The following is a 26,118-nucleotide window of genomic DNA, read 5'->3' as shown; positions in this document are numbered from 1 at the left end:
TTCAACCGCGACCACGCCCGCCTGAGAGCTCCCGGCGAACGCGCCTTCGCACAGCTGAAGTCCTGGCGGATCCTTCGCCGAGCCCGATGCTCCACCCGCCGCATCGGCACCATCGTCCAAGCCATCCACACCCTACTGACCTGCAACTATTCAGGATGAAAAAGGCTCAGTGAAGGACTTCCCTGTCTGGATGGTCCCGGCCTGTGCGTTCGAGCCCGGTCGGGGTGTGAGCTGGGGGCATGGATCGACAACTAGACGAGTAAGTCCGAAGTCACCTGGGTGGAGAGGTAGAGGGCACGTTGGAGGCCGCGGTGGTAGCGCCGCGGCCGGCGCAGATTGCCATTGACTTTTCCGGAGTCCCAGGGGACCGGGGCCAGGCCGGCGAAGCCGGCGAGGCGGTCGGGGCTGGTGAAGGCGGTGAGGTCGCCGCCGGTCGCGGCGATGAACTCGGCGCCGGTGGTGGGTCCCATGCCGGGCATGCTGAGGATGATCTCGGCGTCCCGGTGCTGGCGGAAGCGGGCTTCGGTCCGGGCGTCGAGTTCGGCCGCCTCGTCGTTGTAGGCGGCCACCGAGCGGGCGAGGCGACCGACGAGCTCGGCCCCGAGCTCCTCGCCGCGCAGGGCGGTCATCTGGGCCTGGGCTGCTTCCACGGCTGCGGCCGCGAGCACGCCGGCCCTTTGGACCTTGCGGTTGCGCAGCCAGGTCTCCAACCGGCGGACGCCCATGCGGCGGATCGCGGACGGGGTCTGGTAAGCGGTCAACAGGACGACGGGGCCCTTCTTCGTCAGATCCAGGGCCCGTTCGAGCGCGGGGAGGAACTCCAGGAGCTGGGCCCGCAGGCGGTTGATCTGACGGGTGCGGTCGTGGACGACGTCCAGGCGCCGAGCAGTGAGGAGCCGCAGGTCGAGGGCGATGTCGTCGCCGGGTCGGAGCATGCTGACGTCGCGGCGGATGCGGGCCTGGTCGGCGATGATGAAGGCGTCACGGGCGTCGGTCTTGCCTTTACCGCGGTAGGTGGTGGACGCCTGGTGGATGGTCCGGCCGGTGAGGTAAGCCACGGGCTGTCCGTGGTCCAGGAGGAGGCCGGTGGCCAGGGCGGCGATGCCGGTGTTGATGTCCACGGCCCACAGCACGTCACCGGATATCTCCAGGACATCGGCGATGAGCTGGAGCAGCTCGCTCTCGTCGTTCAGCACGCGGCGGGACAGCAGCCGCTTGCCGTCGGCGTCGATCACCACGGCGTGGTGGTGCTTCTTGCCGATGTCCAGTCCGGCCCAGATCTCAGGCACGATTTCCTCCGTCAGCTCGTCGTCGCACCCAGTCCCGCAGACGACCTCGCCGACGTTGTCTTACGGAGCGATCGAGTCGCGATTCCCAACTCACCCGCGAGCAGGTCCTGGACTGGCGCAGCCGCGCCGCTGCCGACCACAGGCAGCAGCGGCTGCACCGAGCGGGCTGCAAGGTGTTAAGGCGGGCGAGGAGGGCAGAACGCAGCGCGTCGCTACACAGGACTGTCGGTGGCGGCGCAGTCTCCAGCTTTGGCCAGCAGGGACTGGAGGGACTCGAGCGCACGAGGGAGCCAATGGACGATAGACGATTCCGGAGCTTGCCAAATGGTTGGGTGCGGCAGGCCTGGTGATGCGCCGTCTGCTCCTCGGGGGGCCCGATGCCGCCGCTCAATCCCTTCAGTCCCTGCCGTCTGCCGAAAACGGCCCTGACCAGCAGGTTTAGGCAGTGACTGAAGCGAGAGGGACCGAAAGCTGGAGAGCTGGCTCAGCCCCTCAGTTGTGGGGGGGGGCTGGGGGAGTGAGGGAATGGCGCGAGCCGCTCAATCCTTCTCCAAGTTCCTCGGTCCCTCCCGTCTACATCAGCGCTTGGAAGCAAGTATCGGCTCAGAGCTCGCAATCGGTGCAGCTGTTGGCTCTCCGGCTTCCGGGGTGCTGACTGCTGCTGGTGCGGCTTTCAGTCCCTGCCTGTTCAGTCCCTCAGTAAAAGTGCAGGTCAGAGCCCTCTCTAGCTGATCAGAGGGACTGAAGGGACCGAGGTTGGCTACTTCCACTCTTAGTGTGCGTGTGTGTATGCGCGGGCGTATAGGAGTACTGGTAGAGCTGTCTCGCTCATAACTGCAGTTTTGAGTCCCTTCAGTCCCTGCCGTCTGCCGAAAACGGCCCTGACCAGCAGGTTTAGGCAGTGACTGAAGCGAGAGGGACCGAAAGCTGGAGAGCTGGCTCAGCCCCTCAGTTGTGGGGGGAGGGGGCTGGGGGAGGGGGGAATGGCGCGAGCTGGGCTGTCGGCAGCAGGCGCCGGTGGTGACACGACTGGCTCTGGCTGTCCGAGGGTCCAATGTTTTCGGACAAACCGGCATAAAGTTCTTGGACTGAGGGACCGGAGGGACTCAACTTTCCAAGACTGGTGGCGTCATAGGTGAGTCGCGCCGGTCTCTGCGCTAATCTCCGGCATAGTGAATCTTCAGTCCCTTCAGTCCCTTCCAGGGCAGGGCAGTGGCCGGGTCTGAAGGACACCCGCTGCCCAAAACGACGCCGAGCCACCGTCAAGGAAGAACCCGTGCCCGTCCATCCCGAGGACCAGCTGTCGCAGGCCACGACCGGACGGGCCCCGTCAGACATCGCCCTGTGGCTGGCCCAGCACGGCTATCCAGTCCACCCTCTGGTCCCCGGAGACAAGAAGCCGGCCCCCAACTGCGCGGCATGCAGCCACTCGGAACACCCCCCACATCAGTGCCCCTGCCACACACAAAGAGGCTGGTGTCACGGCTTCCACGCGGCCACTACCAACCCCGAGACCATCAGGCACTGGTGGAAGGCACAGGAAGGCTTCGGTATCGGGATCGCCTGCGGCCCTGCACGGCTCGTCGTCATAGACGTCGACGCCCACACCACCGTCCTCCCGGCCCGCGACCGGATCCTCCCCGGCGTCCCCATCCCCGAGACAGTCGACCTGACAGGACTGAGCAGCGGCTTCGACACCCTTGCTCTCCTGGCCGCCTACCGCACCCGCCCCAACCCCTGCGACGATGCAGCCACCCTGCGAGTCAGGACCCCCTCCGGAGGCATGCACATCTGGTACCGCGTTCCCCGAAGCGGACCACACTTCCGGTCCTCCAGCGGATCCAGCAACAAGACCGCGCTCGCCTGGCAGGTAGACATCCGGGCAGCCAACGGCTACATCGTCGCGCCGGGCACACGCACGAAGGCAGGCACGTACACAGCCCTCACCGGCGCGCGCCAGCCGGCACCCCTACCCCTGTGGCTCATCGCCGAACTCAACCGCACCGGGCACGGCCTTCACACCGCGGCGTCCCCCACGCCGGCAACGCCCGAACCCCGGCAACGCTCCCCACGCCCCACCGGGAACGGCCAACGCATCCTCGGCTCACTCCTTGAAGAAGTACGCGCCTGCGACGCAAGCCCCTCAGGCATGGGCTTCAGTGAGAAACTCAATCGAGCAGCCTTCACCGCCGGGGGACTCGCACAAGCCGGCCACCTCGGAGAGGCCGAATGCCGCGATCTCCTCATCCAAGCCGCCACCCACGCAAGGCCGCACCAGACCCGAAGAAACGCCCTCATCATCGAAACCGGCATGCGAGCCGGCAGCGCCCGACCCATCCACCCCAAGGAACGCACATGAGCAGCGCCGGAAGCACCGGGTTCAACGCCCAGGCGGCGGCCGAACAGCTCGCCGCGTTCACCACAGACCCCGCTCCGACCCCGCGGCGCCTCCCCGCTCAGCAAAACTCAGTACCCGCCCCCACCTCCGACCCAGCAGACTTCATCCAGTCAGGACTCCTGCACAGCCTCAGTGACCGAGGCAACGCGAAGCTGTTCGCCCACCTGCACCACGACAGATTCCGCCACGTCGAAGGACTGGGCTGGTACGTCTGGGACGAATACCGCTGGAAGCGCACCGGCGGCGAGAAAGCGGCAATCTGGGCAGCGGGCGAGATGGCCGAAGACATCCCCGAACACGATCCCCGTGGCGTCTTCAGCGACAAAGACCTCGCTCAGCACCGCAAGCGCGCCATGTCCACCTCTGGTGTCAAGGCCATGCTCACGCAAGCAAAAGCCTCACCTGGACTCGCCCTCGACCCCGACACTCTCGACGGCGACAAGTACGCCCTGTGCACTCCCGCCGGCGTCGTGGACCTGCGAACCGGCGAACTTCACAAACCGGACCCCACCCGCGATCTACACTCGCGGGCCACCTACCTCGCTCCTGAAGCGATGCCCACCCCGCGCTTCCAAGCCTTCCTCCTGCAGACCTTCGGCGACGACGACAAGGGCAAGGAGATGATCAACTTCCTTCATCTCCTCCTCGGCTACTCGATCACCGGTGACGTCGGCGGACAGGTCCTGCCCTTCCTCTACGGAGTCGGTGCCAACGGCAAATCCGCTCTCCTCGACGTCGTCATCAAGATCCTCGGCGACTACGCCGACGTCGCCCCTCCCGGCTTCCTCATGGAACGCGGAAAGTTCAACGAGCACTCCACAGAACTGACAGAACTCCACGGGCGCCGCCTCTTCGTCTGCAGCGAGCTCAAGCCCCACGACAAGTTCGATGAAGCCCGCGTCAAGCTCCTCACCGGCGGAGACCGCCTCAAAGCCCGCCGCATGCGACAAAACTTCTTCAGCTTCGAGCCCACCCACAAACTATGGCTTCTCGGCAACCACCGACCCGAAGTAGGAACCGGCGGACACGCCTTCTGGCGAAGGATCCGCCTCATCCCCTTCGAAAAGGTAGTGCCCGATCACCGCAAGATCGACAACCTCGCCGAGATCCTCGTCCACGACGAAGGCCCCGGCATCCTCCACTGGATGATCCAGGGAGCCAAGAACTACCTCGCCACCAAGCCGCCGCTCACCGGCCCCAGCGTCGTCCGCACCGCCACCCAGGCCTACGCCACCACCGAGGACCACATCGGGCGATTCCTCGCCGAGTGCTGCATGACCAACAGCAACCTCGACGAACCGCGCGACCTCAAAGTGGAGCAAGGCGCCCTCTACCGCGCCTACAGCGCCTGGTGCCAGGACGGAGAAGGCCTGCGCCCCGCCACTACCCGCGCCTTCGCTACCCGCATCAGAGCCGAGGTGGGCGTCGCCTCACCCAGCGAAATGCTGCGGTCAAACGGGCAGAAGTTCTACCCCGGACTCGCTCTGACCGCAGACGAAGGGCCAGCCTGACCCGACGCAGACGGGTGCCCTCACAATGACGCCCGGACGCGTGCTCCCGCTAAGCGACCGACACACATACCATGGACTAGGAAGATGAGCCGAGCCAGCAAGGCGCGGAGGCCCATAACGGGCCGCCGCATACCGACATCGGCGCCGACCGCGGCGTGGAGGAACCCGGGCCCGCTGATGGCCACCGTGACCGAGGAGGGACCCAAGCCATGAGTTCGCTACTGACGGCGAGCGATCTCACCCACGAGGACAAAGTGGTGTGGCTGGAAGACCCCGAAGAGCTCGACTATGTCCGCCAGGCCCTCGACAAGACACCGCGTCGCCGAGGCAAGCCCCGCTACCACCGTGACGGACGCATGATCGGCTTTGCTGAACTCAGCGCCGCAGCCGAGGCCGACCCCGACACCGGCATGCAGAAAAGACGTGTCTTCTACCTGCTGCCCCACGACCGCGACGCCGAGCCCGACGGTCTGTACCGAGCAGGAGCACCAGGAGAAGCGGTCGATCCCCGCACCATCAGGCCAGGCAGCGTGGGAAGCAAGACCGCCCGGTCGCAGCGCGGATCCGTCACTTCGGTTGCCTAGATCAGTCCCTCCAGTCCCTGTCGGCCCAACCCGGCGGCCCCGACCAGCACCTTTGTCATTCAGGCGAGCGGTGGCGAGGGCCTGACGGACCCTGACAAGCTGATGGACACCGACAGCACCCGTGGACCTCGCACTCCGGACGGCTGTGGTCCGCCTTCGCCACCCAGGCCGGTTTGCCACAGGCAGCAGCCCACCACGCTGCTGCCACCACCGGCCATCAGAGATACTCACAGCCTCCCCACGCCTTACAGGCGCCCTCCCGTTCCGGCAGCCCCAAGTCATCCGACAGGCGGTCCGTGCGCCCGGTCGGAGTCGTTGCCCGCAAAATGTCGAGCCAGGTCGGCCGCAGCCACGGACGCGGCTACAGCACCTCCAGGCCATCAACCGCAGCCATCCCGCCTCCGAGGGCCCGAAGCCCATCCCGGAGCTACCTGACCCACGCCATCACCCGGACCGACACCCCGCCACCCGTAGCCTCCTCCACCTACGCCTCGCCCGAGTCCTGGCCGTCCAGGGGGACGAGCGGAAGACCCCACGGGCCCTCACCACAGCGAGTGGCTCCCCGCTGCCTCGACCACGAAGCCCCTTCCAGCCTGGCGCTCTGGGTACGGCGAACCAGATCCCGCCGTCGACACCGGCCAGCGCCTCCCCGAACACGGGGACACGGCTCATACCCACCAGCTGATCGCCGAAGGGCGTACCCTCTTGCCCCTGCGCATGACAAGACCAAGCGGGGTCTTCCTCTTCCCTTCAGCTGCGTGTTGGCATCGAGCCCTCCTGGCTCGTGGCCTCTGAGGGATGGTCTGCCGGTCTTGATGCCACCCTGAGAGCCGGCGCGGGGCCTTTGGAGTACCGGTTGTACTCACGTGCCCTCAGGAGGGGCCATGCGTCGCGTGACCGCGGCTCCGTTCATCTCCCCGCTCTTCCCCGCCGACATCGAGCATTCTCTCGGCGGACCGGAGGCTCACCAGCTTCTAGAAGACGCCCTGCATGCCCTGTACCCAGACATGTCGCGGCGGGATGCCAAGGAATGGCGCTTGGCCCTCGAGCGGGTGGTGCGGATCGACAACAAGCAGAGCCCGTCATCGACAACGGATTCCGCCGCCAGGTGCCGGCCTACGTCGCCGCAGACAAGCGGGACCTGGTACAGCGGGCCATCGGTCGCGCGTTCTGGGTACGGGCGGAACTCCGAAGGCTGGGGGCCGCACGGAATGCCCAAAAGGGTGCCCCTTCGAGCTTTGCCCCCCACGCTACGAGATCTACGTTCGAAGAACGGGGGAGCATCCCGTACCCGGGGTGAGGCCTCGGCGCCACAAGCAGCCCCGCAGTCAGACCCGCCGACCGAAGGGGCCCGCCCCGCACCCACACGACCGCGCCACGAAGCGGAATCACCACCACGCGAGCCAGGCCGCGCACGGCGCACAGCCGCCGGCCCGCGCCCCGGGCTTCCGCAGCGAGCGGGCTGCCCGGAATACGAGCACAAGATGCACGGCTCACGTGGTGCGGTTCCGTCCGCTGGCCCCTCGGCGCACCCGAAGCAACAGGCGCCGCAGACCAGACAGCGCGCCGCCCTGGGGCGTCTGTCAGTGGACTGAGCGGTCGGGGGTCCCGCCCGAGGAGTAGTCGTTCGATGAGCGAGCACCGCCGCAGCATGCCGCACCAGCCGAGTAGTGGACATGCTGCGCCCCGATCGGCCGACCACCGCGCGGAGACAACGCCCTCGGCCTCGTTCGGGCAGCCCTCCGTCCACGGACCAGGCCGGCAGCCTCACGAGGGGCGCGCCGAGGCAAGCCGCGCTGCGCAGCGCCGCGGGAACCGACGGGAACCTGAACACGATAGGGGAGAAGGCCGTCGCCGCCACCGTGGCGGCAGGAGCGGCGAACGCCCGCCCGGCAAGAAGCGGCTCATCGACTACCCGCGGTCCGGAAAGCACGGCTGGCGGCGCTGGGTGCCCTCGTGGAAGCTCACGACGGGCCTCTTCCTCGCGCTGGTCGGAGGCCTTATCGGTGCGGCGACGATCGCGTACGCCATGGTAAGCATTCCCGACGAGGATCTGAGAGCCAAAGCCCAGAACAACGTCTACTACTGGGCCGACGGCACGCAGATGGTCGCCACCGGGGGCGAGGTGAATCGGCAGATCGTCGGGATCCAGCAGATCTCATCGCACATGCAGGACGCCGTGGTGTCCGCCGAGAACAAGACCTTCTGGACCGACTCGGGGATCGACCCCGTGGGTATCGGCCGCGCTGTGTGGAACATGGCCAGGGGCGGTGACACCCAGGGCGGCTCGACGATCACCCAGCAGTACGTGAAGAACAACCGGCTGAACGACCAGTCGCAGACGCTGACCCGGAAAGTGAAGGAGCTCTTCATCTCGATCCGGGTCGGCAACGAGTACGACAAGCCCACCATCATGGCCGGCTACCTCAACACCGCGTACTACGGGCGCGGGGCATACGGCATCCAGGCCGCAGCCCGCACATACTTCGGCAAGAACGCCGGCGACCTCGACGCGAGCGAGTCCGCGTTCCTGACCGCGCTGCTCAGGGGCGCGACCTACTACGACCCGGCTGGCTCTCCCGAGATCGACCCCGCCGCCACCGCTCAGGCGAACCGTGAGCGGGCCGAAAGGCGGTGGACATGGGTCCTTGACGAGATGGAGAACGACGGAAAGCTGCGACCCGCAGAACGGGCAAAGATCACCGACTTCCCCCGCGTGAAGCCGCGTACGCAGGGTGCGCAGTTGGGCGGACAGATCGGCTACCTGGTGCGGACGGCTGAGGCGAACTTCCTCAACAAAAACGACAAGGGCATCGACGCCAAGCAGCTCGCCCAGGGCGGGTTCGAGATCCACACCACATTCGACAAGAAGAAGGTCAAAGCCCTCGAGGCGGCCGTCAAGAAGGTCTACGCGAAGCACATCGACCCGGTGAAGCGGCCAAAGACCGATACCCACGTCCAGTTCGGCGGCGCCTCGGTCGAGCCCGGTTCCGGAGCCGTCGTCGCGATCTACGGCGGCGTCGACGCGACGAAGCACTTCACCAACAACGCCGACCAGACGGGCGCCCAGGTCGGTTCGACGTTCAAGCCGTTCGTACTGGCCGCGGCTATGCGGGACGGAGTGCGGGACAAGGAGCTGGGCCCGGTTCAAGATGCCTCAACCCGGACGATCGTCGACCCCGACAGGAGTTTCTACAGTGGCCGGAACAAGCTGAGAATCAGGGATTACGACGGCTCGATCTGGCACGACGAGAACGGTGCCGAGTGGCGCCAGGTCAACGACGGTGACGCGGACTATCCGAACATGAGCCTGCGCGAGGCGATGGCGAAGTCGGCGAACTCGCCGTATGTGCAGCTCGGCATGGACGTGGGCATAGACAAGGTCCGCCAGGCGGCCCTGGACGCCGGACTGCTGGAGTCCTCGCTAGTCAAGGCCGATGTGCCGTCGTTCTCGCTCGGGATCTCCTCCCCGAGCGCGATCCGCATGGCCGGGGCCTACGCGACCTTCGCGAACGAAGGCGAGCGGAACGAGCCCTATTCCGTCACCAAGGTGGAGCGGCAGGGACAGGTGGTCTACGAGCACACCTCAGTGTCCGCTCGAGCCTTCTCGACGGCCGTCGCGGGCAATGTCACCGACGTCCTCCAGGACGTCGTCCTCAACGGCAGTGGCAAGAATGCGCGGCTCCACGGCCGCGAGGCGGCCGGCAAGACCGGCACGACCGACGGCAACAACTCAGCCTGGTTCGTGGGCTACACCCCCCAACTGTCGACCGCCATCGACATGTACCGCTTCCCCGACGACGAGTCGGTCAAGGACCGGAAGTTCGAGTCCATGTACGGCACGGGTGCCCAGCCGAAGATCCACGGTTCGTCGTTCCCCTCGCAGATCTGGCGCGACTACATGACCGAAGCGCTCAAGGGTGAGAAGGCACTGGACTTCCCGGAGCCGGAAGCCCTGAACGGCAAGGCCGTTTCCGGAAGTGACAACCCCGGCAGCGAGGGCGACCGGACGCCTCCCGACACCGGCGACGACCCCGTGCTGCCCCCACCCCCGCCCTCGTCGTCGCCGTCCGAGCAGCAGGAGCCCTCACTCGACCCCGGCAGCGAAGGCGACCGGACGCCTCCCGACACCGGCGACGACCCCCTGCTGCCCCCACCCCCGCCCTCGTCGTCGCCGTCCGAGCAGCAGGAGCCCTCGCTCGACCCCGGCAGCGAAGACGACGAGGAGCGACGAGAGCAGCGGTGACGACGGGATCGGCGGCGGCTCCTCCGTCCAGGGACCGAACGGAGACGATCCTCCCGCCCCTGCCCGGCACCCCACCGCCGGGGCAACGGTGAGGAATTCGATGGAGACGAGGGACGGTGGTTGCGATCGCGGCGACACCGACGCCGGGACGGACACAGGCACCACCTGAAGCCGCGCCCCCCAGCCAGCCTGGGGACGCGGCGGAGTGTTCCTTCGAGAGAACGACCGGCCACGCCCCGGCAGCCCTATATCGACAGTCCTCTACTCTCACCACACGGGCTTGGGATGGGTTTACGTACTGCCGCCCGAAGATGACATCGACGTGGCAAGCGCCTCAGCGAAAGGCCTGCCACGCCTGAAGGCGCCGGTCGGCGCGAGCTCGGGCGCGCTCAGCTCGTACGTCAAGGACAGGCACGGCTTCGCACGGGCCGCCAGTTGCTCGGCCATGAGCCCAGGGCGGAACAGCACACGACGCTGGCGGATGAGTGCGCGAGCGAAGCGTTTGGCGAACAGCTCGGTCTTCCAGACGTGGAGGGGGCGGGAGTCGACACCGCCCAGGACCGTCAGGAAGCCTGTCTCGGGGCAACCACACGGGCAGACTCACCTGCCCGCACAGCTGGGGAGCCGGGCCTAACACGCGCACAGCGGCCGTCACTGCCTCGGGCAGGAGCCACCGTGCGACAGCCACGTCGGTGGCGACAGCGCCGCACGTTTCCAGGACATCTGCCGGGGCTGAAAGGCGGGGCCCACGTACACAGCAGCTGGGCGGCGAACCAGTCGGGCAGGGCGCGACCGGGGAAGAACGGCTCACTCTTACCGACGGCGAGGAAGACCGCGCACGTGGAGAGCAACAGAAGCTGTACTGTCCGGGAGCCGGCCTTCCCGTGGGACACATACAGACGCGACCCCGCGCGAGCCGGGGACCGCGACGTCTCCGGCGACGAACGAGATCAGCAGCCGCGCCGCGGTCCAGTGCGGAACGACGACGTGTATGGCCTTGGAGCGCGAGCGGGAAGCCGGGAAAAACGTCCCCCGGTTGTCCCCGTCGGCATTTCCCGGGCCGGCTCGCATGGGGGAGTAGCCGGCACGCGCCACGTTCTGGAAGCCCCCCTCCCCATCGCTCGACGGCAGCCAGGACGGCCCCCGGGTCGCCCGCGTCGGAGGGACAGATTCACCGCCCGCAGGGGGACCGTCCAGATGGCCGTGCGGGTGAGCAAGTAGAGCCAGACGCCGTTCGTTCCGCGGCGCTCAGCCGCAGTCGGCCGACTGCAGCGCCCGGCCCGTTCGGGGCCAGGGCCGGTGGCCTCGGCGAGAAGACGAACGGCGACTGCTCCCTCGACCTCGTGGATATGACAAACAAGTCCGGACACTCGTGGGTGAGGGAAGGCATGACGGATCATGCGACGACCGCGCGTCGCGCGACGGGGCAGCGGAGATCGGGCAGGGAAACCACGCGCGGAGGAGACGAGGAGAACGGAGGCCGGGACAGATGAGACTCAGGGCGGCGTCGTGGTACTCCGCCCCGGCGGCCATATCGCCGAGGTTGACGGACCCCTGGTATGCCCTCGCCGGTGGAAGAAGTCGACGCCGTCAAACCAGTCGTCGGCGGACGGGTCGTCTGCCCGTGGACGGCGGTTCGGCCAGAGGGCTCGGGCGGTTGGCCGGGTACACACGGGCGTGGGGGCCGGCCAGCAGGTGAGCGGCCGTGGTCACCCCGCCACCGTCGAAGAGGACGCACGCGGCGCTGGCGGCGACGCCCACGCGTGTGCGGGCACGTTCGGCGATACGCGCGACTGGTACCGCCCGGACAGGGTGCTGCCCAGACGCCGCGGCCTGTTGGAACAGCTCGCGCAGGAGGTTCCTGGGGATCAAGCCCCGGGATCATCCTCGACGTTCCGGGGCTGGAGACGATCGGCGAGCGCGACCCGCCCGCGGACCAGGTGCGTCTTGACGGTGCTGGCGGACTGTCCCGTCTCGCCGACGATCTGTTCGACGCTCAGGTCACACAGGTAATGCAGCGTCACCGTGCGCCGCTGCTGGGCGGGCAGGTCACGCAGAGCCTCGATGAGGACCACGTGGTCGGGACCGGGCCCCTCGACGGGCGGCGGAGCACCGGCGCGGTCCCAGGCATCCGACGCACGCCGACGGAAACGCCAACGGCTAACGGCGAGGCGCCAGGCGACCGTACGGATCCACGCCTCCGGCTGCCCGTCCGGATCAAGCTGCCGCCGCCGACTCCACCCCTTCACGAACGCCTCGTGTACGACGTCCTGAGCCTCGTGCAAATCACCCAGCACCACGTACAACTGCCCGATGAGTCGTGCGACCGCCTGCTCGTAGAACGCCTCGAATTCCTCGACGGTCAACACTCACTCCTGGATCTTTCGTTTCACCCCGCACACGCCTGGCATCAGGTGTCGGTTGACATGGGTCACGACGCAGCAGAGTGACGCTGGTCGCGCAATCCCGGGGGGCCGACACGCGTCGCCCCGGAACAGCGCACGTGTGGCAGCACCCAGCAAGGGAGCGGCCGCTTGTCAATCTGAGGCGAGGGGGCCAGGACACCATGGACCGATCGTGGCCGGACCGTGCGCCGACCGGGGCCACATCGCTGCTCAGCGCCACCGTCAGGGCTTGAGCTACTACACGAACTCGATCGTCTTACGCGTGACCATCCGGAGCTGGTTCTGGACGCACTCCTGCACCCTGGACAGCTGACCGCTGTCCTTCAGCGCGAGGGAGAACTCGGCCCGCCCGGCCGAAAGGCGGGTACCGCGCTGCGTCACAGTGACGGTGCCCCACGCCAAGACCTCCACATCGACGCTGTGGTAGCCGATACGGGGGGCTCCCGGGTTCTCAGGATCCAAGAGGAGCTTCACGCCCTTCCAGCCTTTTCCCTTCTTGCGGCGTTTCGCGTACACCGCCCACGGAACGGGGGAGCCCACGGGGGCGGCCTTCAGCCGTTCCTTGTTCCAGGCGTGATTGGGCTGTCGGGAGTCGAGGTCCGCCGCCACCACCTCTTGCTCTCCGTCGGTGCCGGAGACCTGCGCCACTTCGGCCAGCTGGATGTGCCGCCCCACAGATCGCTTCGATCCCCAACGCCGCTCTTCGGACTCCCTCATCGCGCTGACCGGAAGGTTCTGTGTACCCTGCGCCGCATCATGGGTGAGTTGGGTACCGGGTGCCTTCGGGACCACCGGAGCCTCGTAGGAGACTCCGAAATCCTTGACGAGCGCGGTGGCGATGGCGGTGATCGTGTCCCGCATCGCGTCCACATAGTTCCCCTGCACCTCGAAGATCTGCGGGCTCTTTTCCTCTTCCTCCTCGTTCTGCGGCTGGGGGCATGGAGTCGCGAGAATCTGACCCAAAGTCGCGAGAAAAGAGGACTTAAGCTCGGCGTTCTGATGCTCCAGATACTTCGGCAGGGAAGACCCGCGGCCCGCGACGACGGACCAGTACTCCGACCAGGACTCCAGTTCAGCGGCCAGGAGATAAGCCGTCCACTGCGCGGGCTTGACGAGGAAGTCAGACGGGATGGGGGCTGGCGGCACTAGGACACGTGCCGCGTAGGCCAGCTCCCCAGCGGCGATTGCCACATGCTCGGCCGGTGTCGTCATCAGGACGCTCCTCCGCTGTTCGTACGGAACACCGGCCGCCCGGCGTATGAGGGCCCCGTGATGTTCCGCGGGGTGCGGAGCACACTACGAGCCCCACCCCCGCCCGTCCTGCCCGATCGGGAGACCAGGGAGGCCAGTGACACAGGCCTCCGGGCAGGCACACCGGCCCTCGCCGTCGTCCGCTCAGTTGCCTGCTGGCCTAGGTATAGAGCTGCCGGACGTTGCTGACACTCAGGGTCTTCGACAACTAGGGAGATCTGTTCTGCCCCCTCCCGCTCAATGATCCGTCAGAGCGCCCCCAGTTGTACGAGGCATCCCGGACTGCTGGCCATGTCAATGAAGCGGCTCGCACACCGAGCAGTGGGCGGGCCATAGAAGAACACAGCGGCCGTGAGCTGGCCACCAGCTCACCACGGCGTCGATAGAGGGCGATGCTGTGGCAGGCCACACAAGCTGGCCGACAAGGAGGCGGGTAGGGCCGGCGATGCCGTGGGGCCGCCCGGGCCTACCGCAGAGCGGTGCCGTCTCCACGGGTCAGCAACTCCAGGTCTTCCCGGCGTGGCAGCGCCTCCCAGTCGCCGTGGGCTCCGACACAGAACGCGCCGGACGTGGCCGCGCGCTCCAGGCGGTCGGCCGTCGGGAGTCCGTCCAGCAGCGCCGACAGGTACCCCGAGACGAAGGCGTCCCCCGCGCCGATGCTGTCCACCACGGTGACAGGCACAGCGGGCTGGTGCCGGCTGCCCTCGGAGGTGTGGCAGTGGGCGCCATCGCCACCCGCGGTGACGACCACCTCGGCCACGCCGCGCCGCAGCAGCCCGGCAACGGGATCGCTCCCGTCCGCGAGGAGGTCCAGCTCGTCCTGCGACGCGAAGACGACATCCACCCAGGGCAGCAACGCGCGCAGGGCCGTCGCGGCGTCTGCCCTGGACCACAGACGGCTGCGGTAATTGACGTCGAGTGCGACCCGCACACCCGCAGTGTGCGCCGCCCTGGCCACGGCCGTCGTAGCCTCGCGCGCCGAGGTCGACAGGGCCGGGGTGATGCCGGTGAGGTGGAGCAGCTCGGGTGCGGCGGCGGTGAGTGTGAGGCGGCATTCTTCGGGGGTGAGGGTGGAGCCGGCTGAACCGGTTCGGTGGTAGCCGACTCGGGTGATGTCGGGGGCGGGTTGGTCGAAGGTGATGAAGCCGGTGAAGGCTTCCGGGGCTGAGCGTACGAAGCGTGTGTCCACGCCTTCGGCGCGCAGTGTCCTGCGGATGAGTTCACCGGGTTCGTCTTCGCCGATCACCCCCGCCCAGGCAACCTGGTGGCCCAGCCGGGCCAGGCCGATGGCCACGTTGCTCTCGGAGCCTGCGATGGACAGGTGTGCCGGGCCGCCGAGCCGCAGCGGAGTGTGGGTGCGCAGGGAGGCCATGGCCTCGCCGATCGTGAGTACGCCGGTCATGTTGGGCTCCTGTCATATGTGTCGGTCGGCTGGTGCCGCTGCGATGCCGGGGGCCGGCACGGGCGCGCCTACGGCTGTGAGCAGCGTGGTGGCGCGGGCGGCGAGGGCGCTTTGAACGCCCTCGCCGTCGGCGAAGCCGGCCTCTGCCAGGAGCGGGGAGCCGACGCCCACGGCGCACGCGCCGGCGGCGAGATAGGCGGCGGCGCTGTCGACCCCAACGCCGCCGACGGCGATGAGGGGTGCGGTGGGCAAGGGCGCGCGCAGCTCCCGTATGTAGCGCGGACCGTGAGTACCGGCCGGGAAGATCTTCACCGCCATCGCGCCGAGGTCGAGAGCGCTGATCACCTCGGTCGGAGTCAGCGCCCCGCACAGCAGGGGCAGACCGAGTTCGACGGCGTGGCGCGCTCCCGCAGTGATCGCCGGGGTGACGATGTAGGCGGCTCCGGCCGCTGCGGCGGCGTCGGCGTCGGCCGCGGTGAGGACCGTCCCGGCGCCGAGCAGGACGCAGGGGTCGCACTCCGCGCGGGCCCGCGCGATCGCGTCCAGGGCCCCAGGCGTGGTCAGCGACACCTCCAGAGCGGTGACACCCGCGCCGACCAGGGTACGGACGCAGCGCACGGCGCGGTCCGCACTGTCGGCACGGACGATGGCCAGCACCCTTCGGAGGGTCAGCTCTTCCAGCACGTTCACAAAGTCCTCCATCGGCGACTCTCCCGAGAGTGTTTCATGGATGCTACTTTCAATATGCGCAAGAACAAAGCCATAATGCGAATATCACACCCTAGGGAGCGGCATGCGGATTGCGCGCGTCACGACGTACGTCATCAAACAGCCGACGGAGTCGGCCTATCTGGGGAAGTTGGAGGACGGCACCGCACCGAGCGCGGACGGCTACTTCGTGCGGCAGCCCTGGCGCAGCCTCTACTCCGCTCACATGGAGACGCTGCTGGTATGCGTCACCACCGATGAAGGGCTGGAGGGCTGGGGTGAGGCGCTGGCCCCAGTCGGCCCGGAAGTGGTCGCCGCGATCATCGACCGCATGCTGGGTCCGTGGCTGATCGGTCGCGACCCCCGTGCCGTGCGGCCCCTATGGGACGGCATGCGGGATCTCATGCGCGAACGCGGGCATCTGGTAGGACATCAGGCCGACGCCCTCGCGGCACTCGATACAGCCCTGTGGGACCTGGCCGGCAAGGCGGCCGGACTCCCGGTGGCCCAGTTGCTGGGTGGCGCGTACCGCACTGACATCCCGGTGTACGTCTCTGGCCTGCCGGAGCCGACCGACGAAGGCCGGGCACGGCTGGCCGCCGAATGGGCCGCCCAAGGCGCCGTCGCCGTCAAGATCGCCGCAGGCAAGGGCGTCGAGGCCGACCTGGCCACCTACGACGCGATCGCCGCCGCTGCCCCCGAACTCCGCATCGCCGTGGACGCGCACTGGTACTACAGCCTGTCGGAGGCACTGGAACTGGGCCGCGAACTCGACCGCCGACGCGCGCTGTTCTTCGAGGCACCCATGGCCCCGGAGGACATCGAGGGCCACCGTGACCTCGCCTCGCGCCTCAGCATCCCGGTGGCGGTCGGCGAGGCCATGCGCAACCGCTACGAGTTCCGCGACTGGCTCTCCCGCCGGGCGCTGGGACTCGCCCAGCCCGACGTCGCCCGCACCGGAATCACCGAGGCCATGACCATCGCAGCGCTCGCCGACGCGCACCACGTACCGGTGGCCTACCACCACTCCGTGGGACTGGGCGTCGCCATGGCCGCCGGCCTGCACGTCTCCGCAGCGAGCGCGAACTGCCCCTTCTTCGAGTTCCAGCCCACGACCGTCCCCGTTGCCCAAGCGATCCTGCGTGAGCCGCTGACCGCTGGTCCCACGGGATTCGTGCTTCCCACCGGCCCGGGGCTGGGCATCGAGATCGACCGCGAGACCGTACTCGCCCTCGCCAAGGAGAGCTGATCGTGTCCCCCAGCAGCGCCCCCACCGGGCTGATCCCCATCCTCGCCACCCCGTTCACCGACTCGGGACACCTCGACGTGGCCTCGCTCCGCTCCCTCGTAGAGTTCCAGCTCGGCTGCGGTATCGACGGGCTCGCCGTCTTCGGCATGGCCAGCGAGGGCTTCGCCCTGACCGGCGAGGAACGCGCCCTCGTCCTGCAGGTCGTCCGTGACGTCGTCGGCAGCCACTTCCCCGTCGTCGCCGGAGTCAACGGCACTAGTACCGTCACTGCCGTCGAGCAGGCCCGGCACGCCGCTGCGGCCGGCGCCGACCAGCTGATGGTGCTCCCGCCGTTCCTCGCCAAGCCAAGCCGCCAGCAGGTCATCGATTTCTACGCCGAGGTTGCGGCGGCCTCCGAGGCGAGCGTGATGATCCAGGACGCACCTGGTGTCACCGGTGTACCGATCGACACCGCAGCCATCTCCACGCTCGCGGCCGTTCCTCAGATCACCTCCGTCAAGGTGGAGGCCGCCCCGACGCCGCTGAAGGTGGCCGCGGTGGCGGAGGCAGTACCGGCCGGGTTCGCCGTGCTGGGCGGGCAGAACGCCTTGGCCCTCATCGAGGAGTACGACAACGGCAGCGTCGGCACGATGCCCGCGTGCGAGTTCGCCGACCTGCTCCGGGGCATCCTGGACGACCTCGCGGCTGGGCGCCGGCTCGACGCCCGGGCGACGTTCGCCCAGCTGCTGCCGCTCATCCAGATCGGCATGCGCCCCGGCCAGGCCTGGGCCGTGCACAAGGAGGTGCTCCGGCGGCGGGGGGTCATCGCATCCGGTGCCGTCCGGCTCCCGGCCCAGGAACTGGACCCGCTCACCGCGAAGGCACTGGACGAGATCCTCGACGAGCTGCGACTGCCGGGCTTTCGGCAGGTTCCCGCGTGAGTCGCGCCGTCCTGCTGATCGGCAGTTCCTCGCCCATCGGACATGCTCTCGCCGACGCGTTCACCGGCATCGGCGACCGGGTCGTGGGCGTGTCCGCAGGCGGGGACGCCCCCGCAGCACTGACCGAGAACCTCACGCTCGACGTCAGCGGCCCGGCCGGGGCGGACGCGGCGGTCGCCCGCACCCTGGAACGGCTCGGCGGAATCGACGTGCTGGTGCTGGCAGCGGCGGTCATGGCGCCGGGCGCCGCGCACGCGCTGCCTCCCGCGGACTGGGACCGCGCGATCACCCACACGCTGCATACCGCGTTCTTCCCCGCGCGCGCGGCCCTGCCGGTGCTGCCGCCGGGTGGCAGCATCGTCGCGGTCAGCTCGATCAACGCCACGCTCGCCGCTCCCTGGCTGCCGGGATACTCGGCCGCCAAGGCCGGCGTGGAGGGTCTGGTGCGGCAGTTGGCGCTCGACTACGGCCCCCGCGGGATCCGCGTGAACGCGGTCGCGCCAGGCATGATCGGCCACCATGACTGGCCGCGAGTCGCAGAGGGCTATCCGCTCGGCCGCGTCGGTACGCCCGCTGACGTAGCTGGTGCGGTGCTGTACCTGACGTCGGCAGAGTTCGTCACGGGGGTGGTGCTGCCGGTCGACGGCGGGCTGTCCATCGCCAGTCCCGCTGCGTTCCTCCGCCCCGACCTGCGGCAGAAGCTGCTCGGGGAAACGGGATCGGCCGACGGATGAGCAAGGGCCGGCCCCGCGGCACGGGCCGGCCCGGTACACGCGTCCTTGACCGCCGCAACGGTCGGGGTCAGTGGTCCCGGGCGCCGCTCAGCCTCGCACGGTGCGCGGGGGGTCCGCCCACGGGTACGTCCACGGCGTAGATCCAGCCGGAGGCATCCTCGCCCGGCACCGTCGCGGTGGTCACCACCAGCCGGGAGCCGACCAGGGCGCAGGCGCTGGGCCGCGAGCAGGGCAGGTCGACACGCGCCAGTTCCTCACCCTCTGGGCTCAGCCGCACGACACAGCCGCCGTCCCACAGAGCGACCCACAGGCAGCCCTCGTTGTCGACCGTGATGCCGTCGGGGATCCCGCCGCGGACGGCAAGCGGTGGGCCCACCGGTTCCATGGGCCCCTCGCCGGCGGTGCGCAGGCGGTGGATCAGCCGGAGCCCGCTGTCCACGACGTAGGTGACCCCTCCGTCGGGGCTCCACCCGATGCCGTTGGCCGCGAGCAAACCCTCCAGCAGGACGCCGGCGCGCCCCGCCCGGGCGACGAGGTGGAGGCGGCCCCAGGGGCCCAGGGGACGCCGCACTCCCATGGAGCCCACCCAGAAGCGGCCGTCGCCGTCGACGGCGCCGTCGTTGAGCCGGGTGTGCGCGGAGTCGGTTTCCAGCTGGGCCACGAGGGCCGGCGGGGCCGCGGGTGTCCAAAGGAGTACGGCTCCCGCGACGGCCAGGAGCCAGTCGTCGTCCTCGGCGCGGACCGCGCAGCTCAGCGGGGGCTCGACCTCCGTGAGCCGCTGCGGATCCGAAACCCAGTCGTCCACCGGCTCATCTGGCTGCACGGCGGCCACCCACAGCCGGCCGGCGAGGATGTCGACCCAGCTGAGCGTGGAGGTCGCCGCGTCGAAGCGGGGTGCCTCGCCCAGCAGCGCCCTGGGAAGCGGTGTACGAATCGGCCGCATGCTCAGTCCGACAGCCCCTGCGCGGGCAGCGGCAGGCGCGGCACGGGAGCGAAGGAGACGGTGAAGCCGAGAGAGACGGACAGTTCGTCGGCTGCCTCGATCACCATCAGCGCCAGTTCCTGCTGCCGGCCCGGCAGCTCCAGCTCCGACAGCGGACCGCTGAGGGAGAGGGCCGCCACGACCTGGCCGCCCCGCGCACGGATGGGGGCTGCCACACAGGCCCGACCGAAGGCCAGTTCCTCGATCTCGGTCGCGTAGCCGCGGCTGCGGATCTCGGTGAGAACCTCCGCCATACGGGCCGGGTCCGTGACCGTGTGCGGGGTGTATGCGTGACCGAAGCCGCTGGTGAAGTACTCCTGGAGGTACTCGGCGGGCTGTTCAGCCAGGATGGCCTTGCCCATGCCCGTGGCGTGCAGCGGGGCCGTGCGCCCTGCCATGGTGAACGACTTGGGCGAGCGTGCGCCCTCGAAGTTACACAGGTAGAACAACCGGTCGTCACGGAACTCGGCGAGGTTCACGCCGAGCCCTGTGGCGTGGGCGAGGCTCTGCGCGATCGGCCGGGCCGCGCGGAAGAGGGAGGACGTGTTGAGCGCCACCGAACCGAGCGTCACGGCCATGGGGCCGAGACGGTAGAGGCCGGTGCGGACGTCCTGCGCGACGTATCCGAGGCGGTCCAGCGAGGAAACCATCCGCGAGACCGTGGACTGCCCCAGACCCGTCTGCGAGCACAGCTCGGTGACCCGCAGCTCGCTGTGCTCGTCGGTGAAGCAGGCGAGCAGCGACATGGCTCGCTCGACCGCCTGCGTACCGGCGCCGGATTCGGCTGCCATGATCCTCCCCTTCGCGCGCGGCCCCGCCGCAGCGCCATAGACCATCCACCAGATGAATTGCACTTGCACAACCGTAATGACAGTAGCGTACTCGCACGCATCAGCAGGTGGCCGAGGGCCTCATCGCTCCTGCGCCAGAATGTCCTCCACCTGCTTGCGCAACGCGTTCAGGCCGCTCTGGACGCCGGTCTGCCCGGCGAGGATGGAGGCCACGCCCTCGCTGATCGTGGAGTCGAACTGGGCCTGGCTGGTCAGGGTGTCCCACACCGCCGCGCGGGCGTGCTCGGTGATGCTCACGCGGAACTGCTTCTGGAAGGTGTCCTTGGCCAGCTCGGGTATCTGCCGAGCCACCTTGTCGTCAGCCGGTGCGAGCGCTGCCTGCTTGTACAGCTGACCTGCCGCGCTCGCCTCCGTGGTGACGTACGTGATGAAGTCCTTGCTGGTCTTCTCGCCCTCACCCTTGCTGCAGAACAGTCCGTTGCCCCAGTAGCGGTTGTAGGACGGCAGACCGTTGGTCGTGGGGCGGGCCAGGGGCCGCACGGCGGCCGTGAGCGCCGCAGGACCACCGTTGGTCTTGACGAAGCTGTTGGCGAGCGGAGCGTCGTCGTAGAGGACCGTCTGGCCCCGGGCGAAGAGCACGCGAGCGTCCGAGCGGGAGACACCGGCCTTGGTCAGCCCGGAGTCCAGCAGTTCCTTGTACCACTTCAGCGCGGCAACGCTCGCGGCATCGCCGATGGTGCACTTCAGATCGGTGGTAACCACCTCGCTGCCCCATCCCCACATCCAGTGGACGGCGTCCTTCAGGTCCGGGTTCTTGGTGACCGCCGCGTAAGGGATCACCTTCCTGTCCTGCTTCTTGATCTTCTCCAGGACAGTGGCGAACTGCTCCACCGTGAGACCGTCCTTCAGCCCGACCTCGTCGGCCACCCGGCCGTCGCTCACCAGACCGATACCCGACGCGTTGAGGGGGACGAAGTAGAGCCTTCCGTCGACGCGCAGCGAGTCAATGAGCTGCGGGGGCAGGCTCATCCGGGCGACGAGGTCATCCACGTCCGCCAGAACCCCGGTGGGGAGGAGTACCTGCCAGTTGCCCTGGCCGACCCCTCGGAAGTCCCCCGACTTGGCCGCGAGCGTGAGCTGGGTCGCCGCCTGGTCGTACGGGTAGATGACGGGCTTGACCTTCTTGCCGGTCTTCTTCTCCCAGGCCGCGATAATCGCCGTCCATGCCGGCTTCTGCGCCGCCTCACCGAGGGCGTTGCCGTAGAACTTCAGCGTGTCGGTCTCCGAGGGACCCGCGTTGCCGGAGCCGCCGGGAGTGGAGGTCGAGCAGCCGGTCGCCGCAAGGGCGCCGAGAACGCCGAAAGCGCCGAATCCGGCGAGCAGTCCTCGGCGAGACACGGACGGATTGGGCAGGGGGGTGTGGGACATGACGGCTCCCGTCAGATCGAGATCGTTACGTGGAAGGGGGTGACGAGGAAGGGAAGGGGGGTCACCCCTTGACAGCTCCGGCGGCGAGACCGGAGACGAAGTAGCGCTGGAGGGCCATGAAGATCACGGCCAGCGGCAGCGAGGTGATCACGGAGGCGGCCATCAGAGCGGGCCAGTTGGCGTTGCCCTCGTGGATGAAGGCCGTCGTCATGCCGACAGGGAGGGTCTGATTGTCGGGTCCGGCGAGGGTGAGGGCGAAGAGCAGGTCACTCCAGCCGCGCATGAACGCGAACATCCCAGCGGTTACGAGGCCCGGCGCGATGAGAGGGAAGACGATCCGGAACAGGGTGCCGAGGTTGGACAGCCCGTCCACCTTCGCCGCCTCGATGATCTCGTCCGGCAGGCCGTCGATCAGCCCTTTAAGCAGGAACGCCGACAGCGGCAGCGTGAACGTCATGTAGGAGAGGATCACGGCGGTGTACGTGTACAGCAGCCCGGCGGCGCTGAACATGAGGTACAGCGAGACCAGCAGCAGGGCGCCCGGGATCAGCTGTCCCACGAGGAACATGACCATGATGGCGCTGCGGCCGCGGTAGCGGAACTTTGACAGCGAGTAGGCGAGCAGCCCCGAGACGACGACCGAGATCACCGCGGTACCGCCGGAGATCAGCAGCGAGTTGAGCAGGTTCATTGGCAGAGTGGAGTTCTCGGCGAAGAACGCGCTGAAATTCTCCAGCGTCGGGTGCAGCGGGAAGAGGGGGCGGTCGGCCGCGAAGACATCCGTGCGGTGCATGAAGGCCGTGGCGACGAGCCAGTACACCGGCAGCAGACCGAACAACGCGAGAGCCGTCAGTCCCAGTTTGCCCAGCAAGCCCAGGCGCGGGTTGGTGATGCCTTCCCCTACGTGACGTGAGCGTCGGCGCAACCGTGTGGAGGAGAGCAGGCTCATGAGCGTGATTCCAGTTTCTTGTTGATCAGGAAGTAGGCGCCGCAGATCACGGAGAGGGCGGCCAACCACAGCACTCCCATGGCGGCGGCCTTGCCGAGATTGAAAGCTGTGAAGGCGTACTGGTAGAGGCTGACCGCAAGGGTCATCGTCGACGTTCCAGGACCACCGCCGGTCATCACGAAGATCATGTCGAACGAGCCGAAGTTGTAGATGAACTCGAGCATGCTGACGAGCGCGACCGGTCCGATCAGGTGGGGCAGCGAGACGTGCCAGAACCGCTGGACGCGGGAAGCCCCGTCGAGGGCGGCCGCTTCCAGCTGCTCACGCGGCAGGGTCTGCAGCACGGCGAGCACTACGACCATCACCCATGGGAAGGAGTTCCATGTCTTGGCGATGACGACCGCCGCCATGGCCGTGCCGGGGCGTCCGAGGATGTCCGTCTCGGGCAGGTGCAGCGCGCCCAGGATGTGGTTGACCACGCCGTAGCTGTCGTTGAAGATCCAGGCCCACAGAAAGGACACAACGACTCCGGGCAGCAGCCACGGGAGCATCAGCAGGCCCCGCAACAGGTTGCGTCCCTTCAGGCGGGCGTTGAGAAGTACAGCGAGTGCCACGCCGACGAGCACCGGGCCGATGGTTGCCAGCACGGAGAACACCAGGGTGTTGCCCAGGCGGTCCACGAAGTCGGGCCAGACGTCAGTGAAGTTCTTCAGGCCCACAAACTCGCGGTCAGGCCTGATCAGCGACTGGCTGTAGAGGCTCGTTCCGATGCTGGCTACCAGCGGATAGATGGCCACGACGAGAAAGAGAGCCACAGCGGGCGCGGCCAGCAGGAACCCGAACGTGCGGTCCCTCGAACCGAGAGTGCCGGCCCGTTCCTTACGCGGCGGGGTGCGTGTGGTCCTGCGGGTCTGCGGGGGTTCGGTGATGGTCGCCATCTGACTCCTCCTTGTGCGACAGGTCAGAACCGTATAGCAGATCTCCCATCTAGTAAACGGATGTCTGTTTCACAATAAAGCCCTTCGATCCCATCAGGGCATGTCTCATGCGATCCAGTGGGCCCCATGGAGAATCGAGATCCAAATCTCGCTCTCTGTCGTCGATGCTGTGCACGGCGCCTCAACTCACTCTGCAGGGCCCGATGCAGCGGGCGGAGGTCGGCAAGGGGAGGTCGGCCACCCCGTCGGCGACCGGCACGGGACGGCCCGCGGGGAGCCGTGGGAGTCCGTCGGGGTGAAGGCGGGCCGCCGGGCGGGAGAGCAAGATCTGTCTCCTGGAGCGCTGCGGTGCAGCCTGAAGCAGGCCGCGTGCGTTCACGTGCGCTACCAGGACACCTAGGGATTCCGCCGGGCAACCCCGGTGAAATCCCTAGTGCTGCCTCCGGGCAGCTACGGCAGGGGCAACCGGGCCTCCTACGGCGGGCGGAAGGCAGTCTCCCCGCCCGGCGGCCATGGGAGCCCGCCGCCGGCAGGGGCGAGCCGGGCAGCGACGAGCCGCTGACCACCCCGGCGGGGCCTCGCGGCCTGCGGCTCACCACCTTGCGAGGCGACCGCGCCTCGTTACGTGCCAGTGTTTCGGGACGGGAGAGAGGAACCCGTAGTCGGGCAGTCGGCGGCGGCAGGCACCCCGGGTGCCGTGCTCACACGGCTGCTTCGGTCGCGCCGTTGGGGGCCCGATCGCGTCCTCTGCCTCAGTTCGGCGAGGTCACTGCGGAGCGTTGCACCTGCGGTTGGGGCAAGGGGGCGTCAGAGGGTCTTATGGCCGTACGCACGCAGCGCTAGCCCGCCTTTGCCAGCAGCTTACTGGGGCCGCCACTGCGGTTTTTCACAGCTTCACCCACCTGTACCCCGCCTACGGCGGGTAGCGGAAGGCTCGCTCGTCATCAGGTCGGTCAGTCCTAGGTTCTTCCCTAGTCGCGAGTGATCCCGCATCAGCCGATCAACGCGATTCCTCGCCAGAGCCAGAAGTCGAGGAGAACGCGACGCCTGGGGAGGACGTTGTCCACAGGACTCCTTTGGGCGGCGGCCGCGCACGCCGCGCGCCGCTCCACAGTGATCCACCGTGGCCGCCGGTGAGATCGTCGACGATCTCACCGGCGGCCACGGTGGTGATACAGCGTCCCTGCGATCTCCGCCTCGGTGAGCGGGAGCGCGAGGTGTTCCTACTCCCGGCGGGCTCCCTGGGACGGCACGGCGTCGAAGACGCGGGGCGCGACGAACTTCGCCCCGGCGAACGCCCTCTTGACCGCTTCCGTCACGGCGTCCGCCTGCGGCTCCGTCACCAGTACGATGGCCGAGCCGCCGAAACCGCCGCCCGTCATCCGGGCGCCGAGCGCCCCGGCCGCGTTCGCCGCCTCGACCGCGAGGTCCAACTCGGCGCACGAGACCCGCAGGTCGTCCCGGAGCGAGCCGTGCCCCTCGGTGAGGACCGGGCCGACCGCCCGTACGTCCCCGGCGTCGAGGAGCGCGATCGTCCGCACGACCCGCTCGTTGTCGGAGACGACGTGCCGGACGTAGCGCCGAACCGTTTCGTCGTCCAGACGCGCGAGGGCCTCGGACAGGTGCGCGTACGGCACGTCGCGCAGGGCGCGCACACCGAGCGCCCGCGCACCCGCTTCACACCCGGCGCGCCGCTCCGCGTACGCGCCGTCCCCGAGCTCGTGCTTCACCCGGGTGTCGACGACGAGGAGCCGCAGGCCCCGCGCGGCGAGGTCGAAGGGCACCTGACGGTAAGACAGGTCCCGGGTGTCGAGGAAGAGTGCGTGCCCCGCGACGGAGCACGCGGACGCCATCTGGTCCATCACCCCGCAGGGGACGCCCACGAAGGCGTTCTCCGCGCGCTGGGCGATCACCGCCACCTCGGGGCGCGAGAGCCCCAGGTTGTAAAGGTCGTTCAGCGCGAGCGCGGTGACGACCTCCAGGGCGGCGGAGGACGACAGGCCCGCGCCGGTCGGGACCGTCGACGCGAGGTGGATGTCCGCCCCAGCCACCCGGTGCCCGGCCTCACGCAGGGCCCACAGGACACCGGCTGGATACGAGGCCCACTTCGCGCCACCCCCTCCAGCGAGCGGGGCGAGCGGTTCCAGAGCGTTTGGGTCGAGCAGGACGATCCCGCCCTCGACATCGGCGGAGTGCACTCTCAGCACGTCGTCGTCCCGGCGGGCGACGGCGGCGACCGCCGTGTGCGGCAGCGCCATCGGCATCACGAAGCCGTCGTTGAAATCGGTGTACTCACCGATCAGGTTGACGCGCCCCGGGGCGGCCCAGACGCC

Annotated in this window: 17 protein-coding genes and 2 pseudogenes; 8 read left to right on the top strand and 11 right to left on the bottom strand. The window is 68.4% G+C overall.

Annotated elements, in window-relative coordinates; translation table 11 throughout:
• A pseudogene (locus ACZ68P_RS34675) lies at window positions 1-159 on the top strand (IS5/IS1182 family transposase); the annotation flags it as partial.
• 110 nt (window positions 160-269) lie between these two features.
• Here the strand turns inward: ACZ68P_RS34675 and ACZ68P_RS34670 are convergent.
• A pseudogene (locus ACZ68P_RS34670) lies at window positions 270-1,289 on the bottom strand (IS110 family RNA-guided transposase); the annotation flags it as partial.
• A 1,276-nt stretch (window positions 1,290-2,565) separates the two neighbouring features.
• Here ACZ68P_RS34670 and ACZ68P_RS34665 point away from each other — a divergent pair.
• The 4 genes from ACZ68P_RS34665 (at window position 2,566) to ACZ68P_RS34650 (ending at window position 10,028) form a co-directional block, all read left to right on the top strand.
• Window positions 2,566-3,648, top strand: a complete 1,083-nt coding sequence (locus ACZ68P_RS34665; RefSeq protein ID WP_471013207.1) for a bifunctional DNA primase/polymerase — start codon at window positions 2,566-2,568, stop codon at window positions 3,646-3,648.
• The gene (locus ACZ68P_RS34660; RefSeq protein ID WP_471013206.1) at window positions 3,645-5,198 is read left to right on the top strand and encodes a DNA primase family protein; all 1,554 of its coding nucleotides are present in this window, start codon (window positions 3,645-3,647) and stop codon (window positions 5,196-5,198) included. The genes ACZ68P_RS34665 and ACZ68P_RS34660 overlap by 4 nt, the downstream gene beginning before the upstream one ends.
• Before the next feature lie 209 nt (window positions 5,199-5,407).
• Entirely contained in the window at window positions 5,408-5,782 is a 375-nt protein-coding gene (locus ACZ68P_RS34655) for a DUF6009 family protein (RefSeq protein WP_471013205.1), read from the top strand.
• A 1,630-nt stretch (window positions 5,783-7,412) separates the two neighbouring features.
• A complete protein-coding gene (locus ACZ68P_RS34650; RefSeq protein WP_471013204.1) occupies window positions 7,413-10,028 on the top strand; it encodes a transglycosylase domain-containing protein in 2,616 nt (871 codons plus the stop codon).
• A 1,868-nt stretch (window positions 10,029-11,896) separates the two neighbouring features.
• Here the strand turns inward: ACZ68P_RS34650 and ACZ68P_RS34645 are convergent.
• The 4 genes from ACZ68P_RS34645 to ACZ68P_RS34630 all read right to left on the bottom strand — a co-directional run bounded on the left by ACZ68P_RS34645 (window position 11,897) and on the right by ACZ68P_RS34630 (window position 15,776).
• The gene (locus tag ACZ68P_RS34645) at window positions 11,897-12,394 is read right to left on the bottom strand and encodes a SigE family RNA polymerase sigma factor (protein ID WP_471013203.1); all 498 of its coding nucleotides are present in this window, start codon (window positions 12,392-12,394) and stop codon (window positions 11,897-11,899) included.
• A 276-nt stretch (window positions 12,395-12,670) separates the two neighbouring features.
• A complete protein-coding gene (locus ACZ68P_RS34640; protein ID WP_471013202.1) occupies window positions 12,671-13,645 on the bottom strand; it encodes a hypothetical protein in 975 nt (324 codons plus the stop codon).
• Between the two features lie 505 nt (window positions 13,646-14,150).
• Window positions 14,151-15,086: a sugar kinase gene (locus ACZ68P_RS34635; RefSeq protein ID WP_471013201.1), complete on the bottom strand. Its 936-nt coding sequence runs from the start codon at window positions 15,084-15,086 to the stop codon at window positions 14,151-14,153.
• Window positions 15,087-15,098: 12 nt separating this feature from the next.
• A complete protein-coding gene (locus ACZ68P_RS34630; RefSeq protein ID WP_471013200.1) occupies window positions 15,099-15,776 on the bottom strand; it encodes a bifunctional 4-hydroxy-2-oxoglutarate aldolase/2-dehydro-3-deoxy-phosphogluconate aldolase in 678 nt (225 codons plus the stop codon).
• A 103-nt stretch (window positions 15,777-15,879) separates the two neighbouring features.
• Here ACZ68P_RS34630 and ACZ68P_RS34625 point away from each other — a divergent pair, with 103 nt between their 5' ends.
• The 3 genes from ACZ68P_RS34625 to ACZ68P_RS34615 are packed head-to-tail and all read left to right on the top strand — an operon-like array spanning window position 15,880 to window position 18,697.
• Window positions 15,880-17,043, top strand: a complete 1,164-nt coding sequence (locus tag ACZ68P_RS34625; protein WP_471013199.1) for a mandelate racemase/muconate lactonizing enzyme family protein — start codon at window positions 15,880-15,882, stop codon at window positions 17,041-17,043.
• Window positions 17,044-17,045: 2 nt separating this feature from the next.
• Complete coding sequence (locus tag ACZ68P_RS34620) at window positions 17,046-17,963, top strand: dihydrodipicolinate synthase family protein (RefSeq protein ID WP_471013198.1); 918 nt, start codon at window positions 17,046-17,048, stop codon at window positions 17,961-17,963.
• Entirely contained in the window at window positions 17,960-18,697 is a 738-nt protein-coding gene (locus ACZ68P_RS34615) for an SDR family NAD(P)-dependent oxidoreductase (protein WP_471013197.1), read from the top strand. Before ACZ68P_RS34620 ends, ACZ68P_RS34615 begins: the two co-directional genes overlap by 4 nt.
• A 67-nt stretch (window positions 18,698-18,764) precedes the next feature.
• Here the strand turns inward: ACZ68P_RS34615 and ACZ68P_RS34610 are convergent, their stop codons facing one another.
• From ACZ68P_RS34610 to galK, 6 genes are all read right to left on the bottom strand, one after another.
• Window positions 18,765-19,640, bottom strand: a complete 876-nt coding sequence (locus ACZ68P_RS34610; RefSeq protein WP_471013196.1) for an SMP-30/gluconolactonase/LRE family protein — start codon at window positions 19,638-19,640, stop codon at window positions 18,765-18,767.
• Window positions 19,641-19,642: 2 nt separating this feature from the next.
• Window positions 19,643-20,470 (bottom strand): IclR family transcriptional regulator, encoded by an 828-nt coding sequence (locus tag ACZ68P_RS34605; protein ID WP_471013195.1) that lies wholly within the window; start codon window positions 20,468-20,470, stop codon window positions 19,643-19,645.
• 120 nt (window positions 20,471-20,590) lie between these two features.
• Window positions 20,591-21,898 (bottom strand): ABC transporter substrate-binding protein, encoded by a 1,308-nt coding sequence (locus tag ACZ68P_RS34600; protein ID WP_471013194.1) that lies wholly within the window; start codon window positions 21,896-21,898, stop codon window positions 20,591-20,593.
• Window positions 21,899-21,959: 61 nt separating this feature from the next.
• Window positions 21,960-22,847 (bottom strand): carbohydrate ABC transporter permease, encoded by an 888-nt coding sequence (locus ACZ68P_RS34595; RefSeq protein WP_471013193.1) that lies wholly within the window; start codon window positions 22,845-22,847, stop codon window positions 21,960-21,962.
• Window positions 22,844-23,785 carry a carbohydrate ABC transporter permease gene (locus tag ACZ68P_RS34590; RefSeq protein ID WP_471013192.1) on the bottom strand — a complete coding sequence of 314 codons (942 nt, stop codon included), beginning with the start codon at window positions 23,783-23,785 and terminating at the stop codon, window positions 22,844-22,846. Before ACZ68P_RS34590 ends, ACZ68P_RS34595 begins: the two co-directional genes overlap by 4 nt.
• Before the next feature lie 1,223 nt (window positions 23,786-25,008).
• A partial coding sequence (galK, locus tag ACZ68P_RS34585) for a galactokinase (protein WP_471013191.1) occupies window positions 25,009-26,118 on the bottom strand: 1,110 nt, incomplete at its 5' end.

The sequence above is a fragment of the Streptomyces sp. NPDC036822 genome, assembly GCF_055609145.1.
The sequence above is the reverse complement of the archived record's forward strand: the minus strand, read 5'-3'. Positions and strand labels throughout refer to the sequence as shown.

Excerpts from the sequence above, each read along its gene's own strand:
- ACZ68P_RS34660 (WP_471013206.1), top strand. The coding sequence starts at position 3,645 with ATGAGCAGCGCCGGAAGCACCGGGTTCAACGCCCAGGCGGCGGCCGAA.
- ACZ68P_RS34655 (WP_471013205.1), top strand. The coding sequence starts at position 5,408 with ATGAGTTCGCTACTGACGGCGAGCGATCTCACCCACGAGGACAAAGTG.
- ACZ68P_RS34650 (WP_471013204.1), top strand. The coding sequence starts at position 7,413 with ATGAGCGAGCACCGCCGCAGCATGCCGCACCAGCCGAGTAGTGGACAT.
- ACZ68P_RS34640 (WP_471013202.1), bottom strand. The coding sequence starts at position 13,645 with ATGACGACACCGGCCGAGCATGTGGCAATCGCCGCTGGGGAGCTGGCC.
- ACZ68P_RS34635 (WP_471013201.1), bottom strand. The coding sequence starts at position 15,086 with ATGACCGGCGTACTCACGATCGGCGAGGCCATGGCCTCCCTGCGCACC.
- ACZ68P_RS34625 (WP_471013199.1), top strand. The coding sequence starts at position 15,880 with ATGCGGATTGCGCGCGTCACGACGTACGTCATCAAACAGCCGACGGAG.
- ACZ68P_RS34610 (WP_471013196.1), bottom strand. The coding sequence starts at position 19,640 with ATGCGGCCGATTCGTACACCGCTTCCCAGGGCGCTGCTGGGCGAGGCA.
- ACZ68P_RS34605 (WP_471013195.1), bottom strand. The coding sequence starts at position 20,470 with ATGGCAGCCGAATCCGGCGCCGGTACGCAGGCGGTCGAGCGAGCCATG.
- ACZ68P_RS34600 (WP_471013194.1), bottom strand. The coding sequence starts at position 21,898 with ATGTCCCACACCCCCCTGCCCAATCCGTCCGTGTCTCGCCGAGGACTG.
- ACZ68P_RS34595 (WP_471013193.1), bottom strand. The coding sequence starts at position 22,847 with ATGAGCCTGCTCTCCTCCACACGGTTGCGCCGACGCTCACGTCACGTA.
- ACZ68P_RS34590 (WP_471013192.1), bottom strand. The coding sequence starts at position 23,785 with ATGGCGACCATCACCGAACCCCCGCAGACCCGCAGGACCACACGCACC.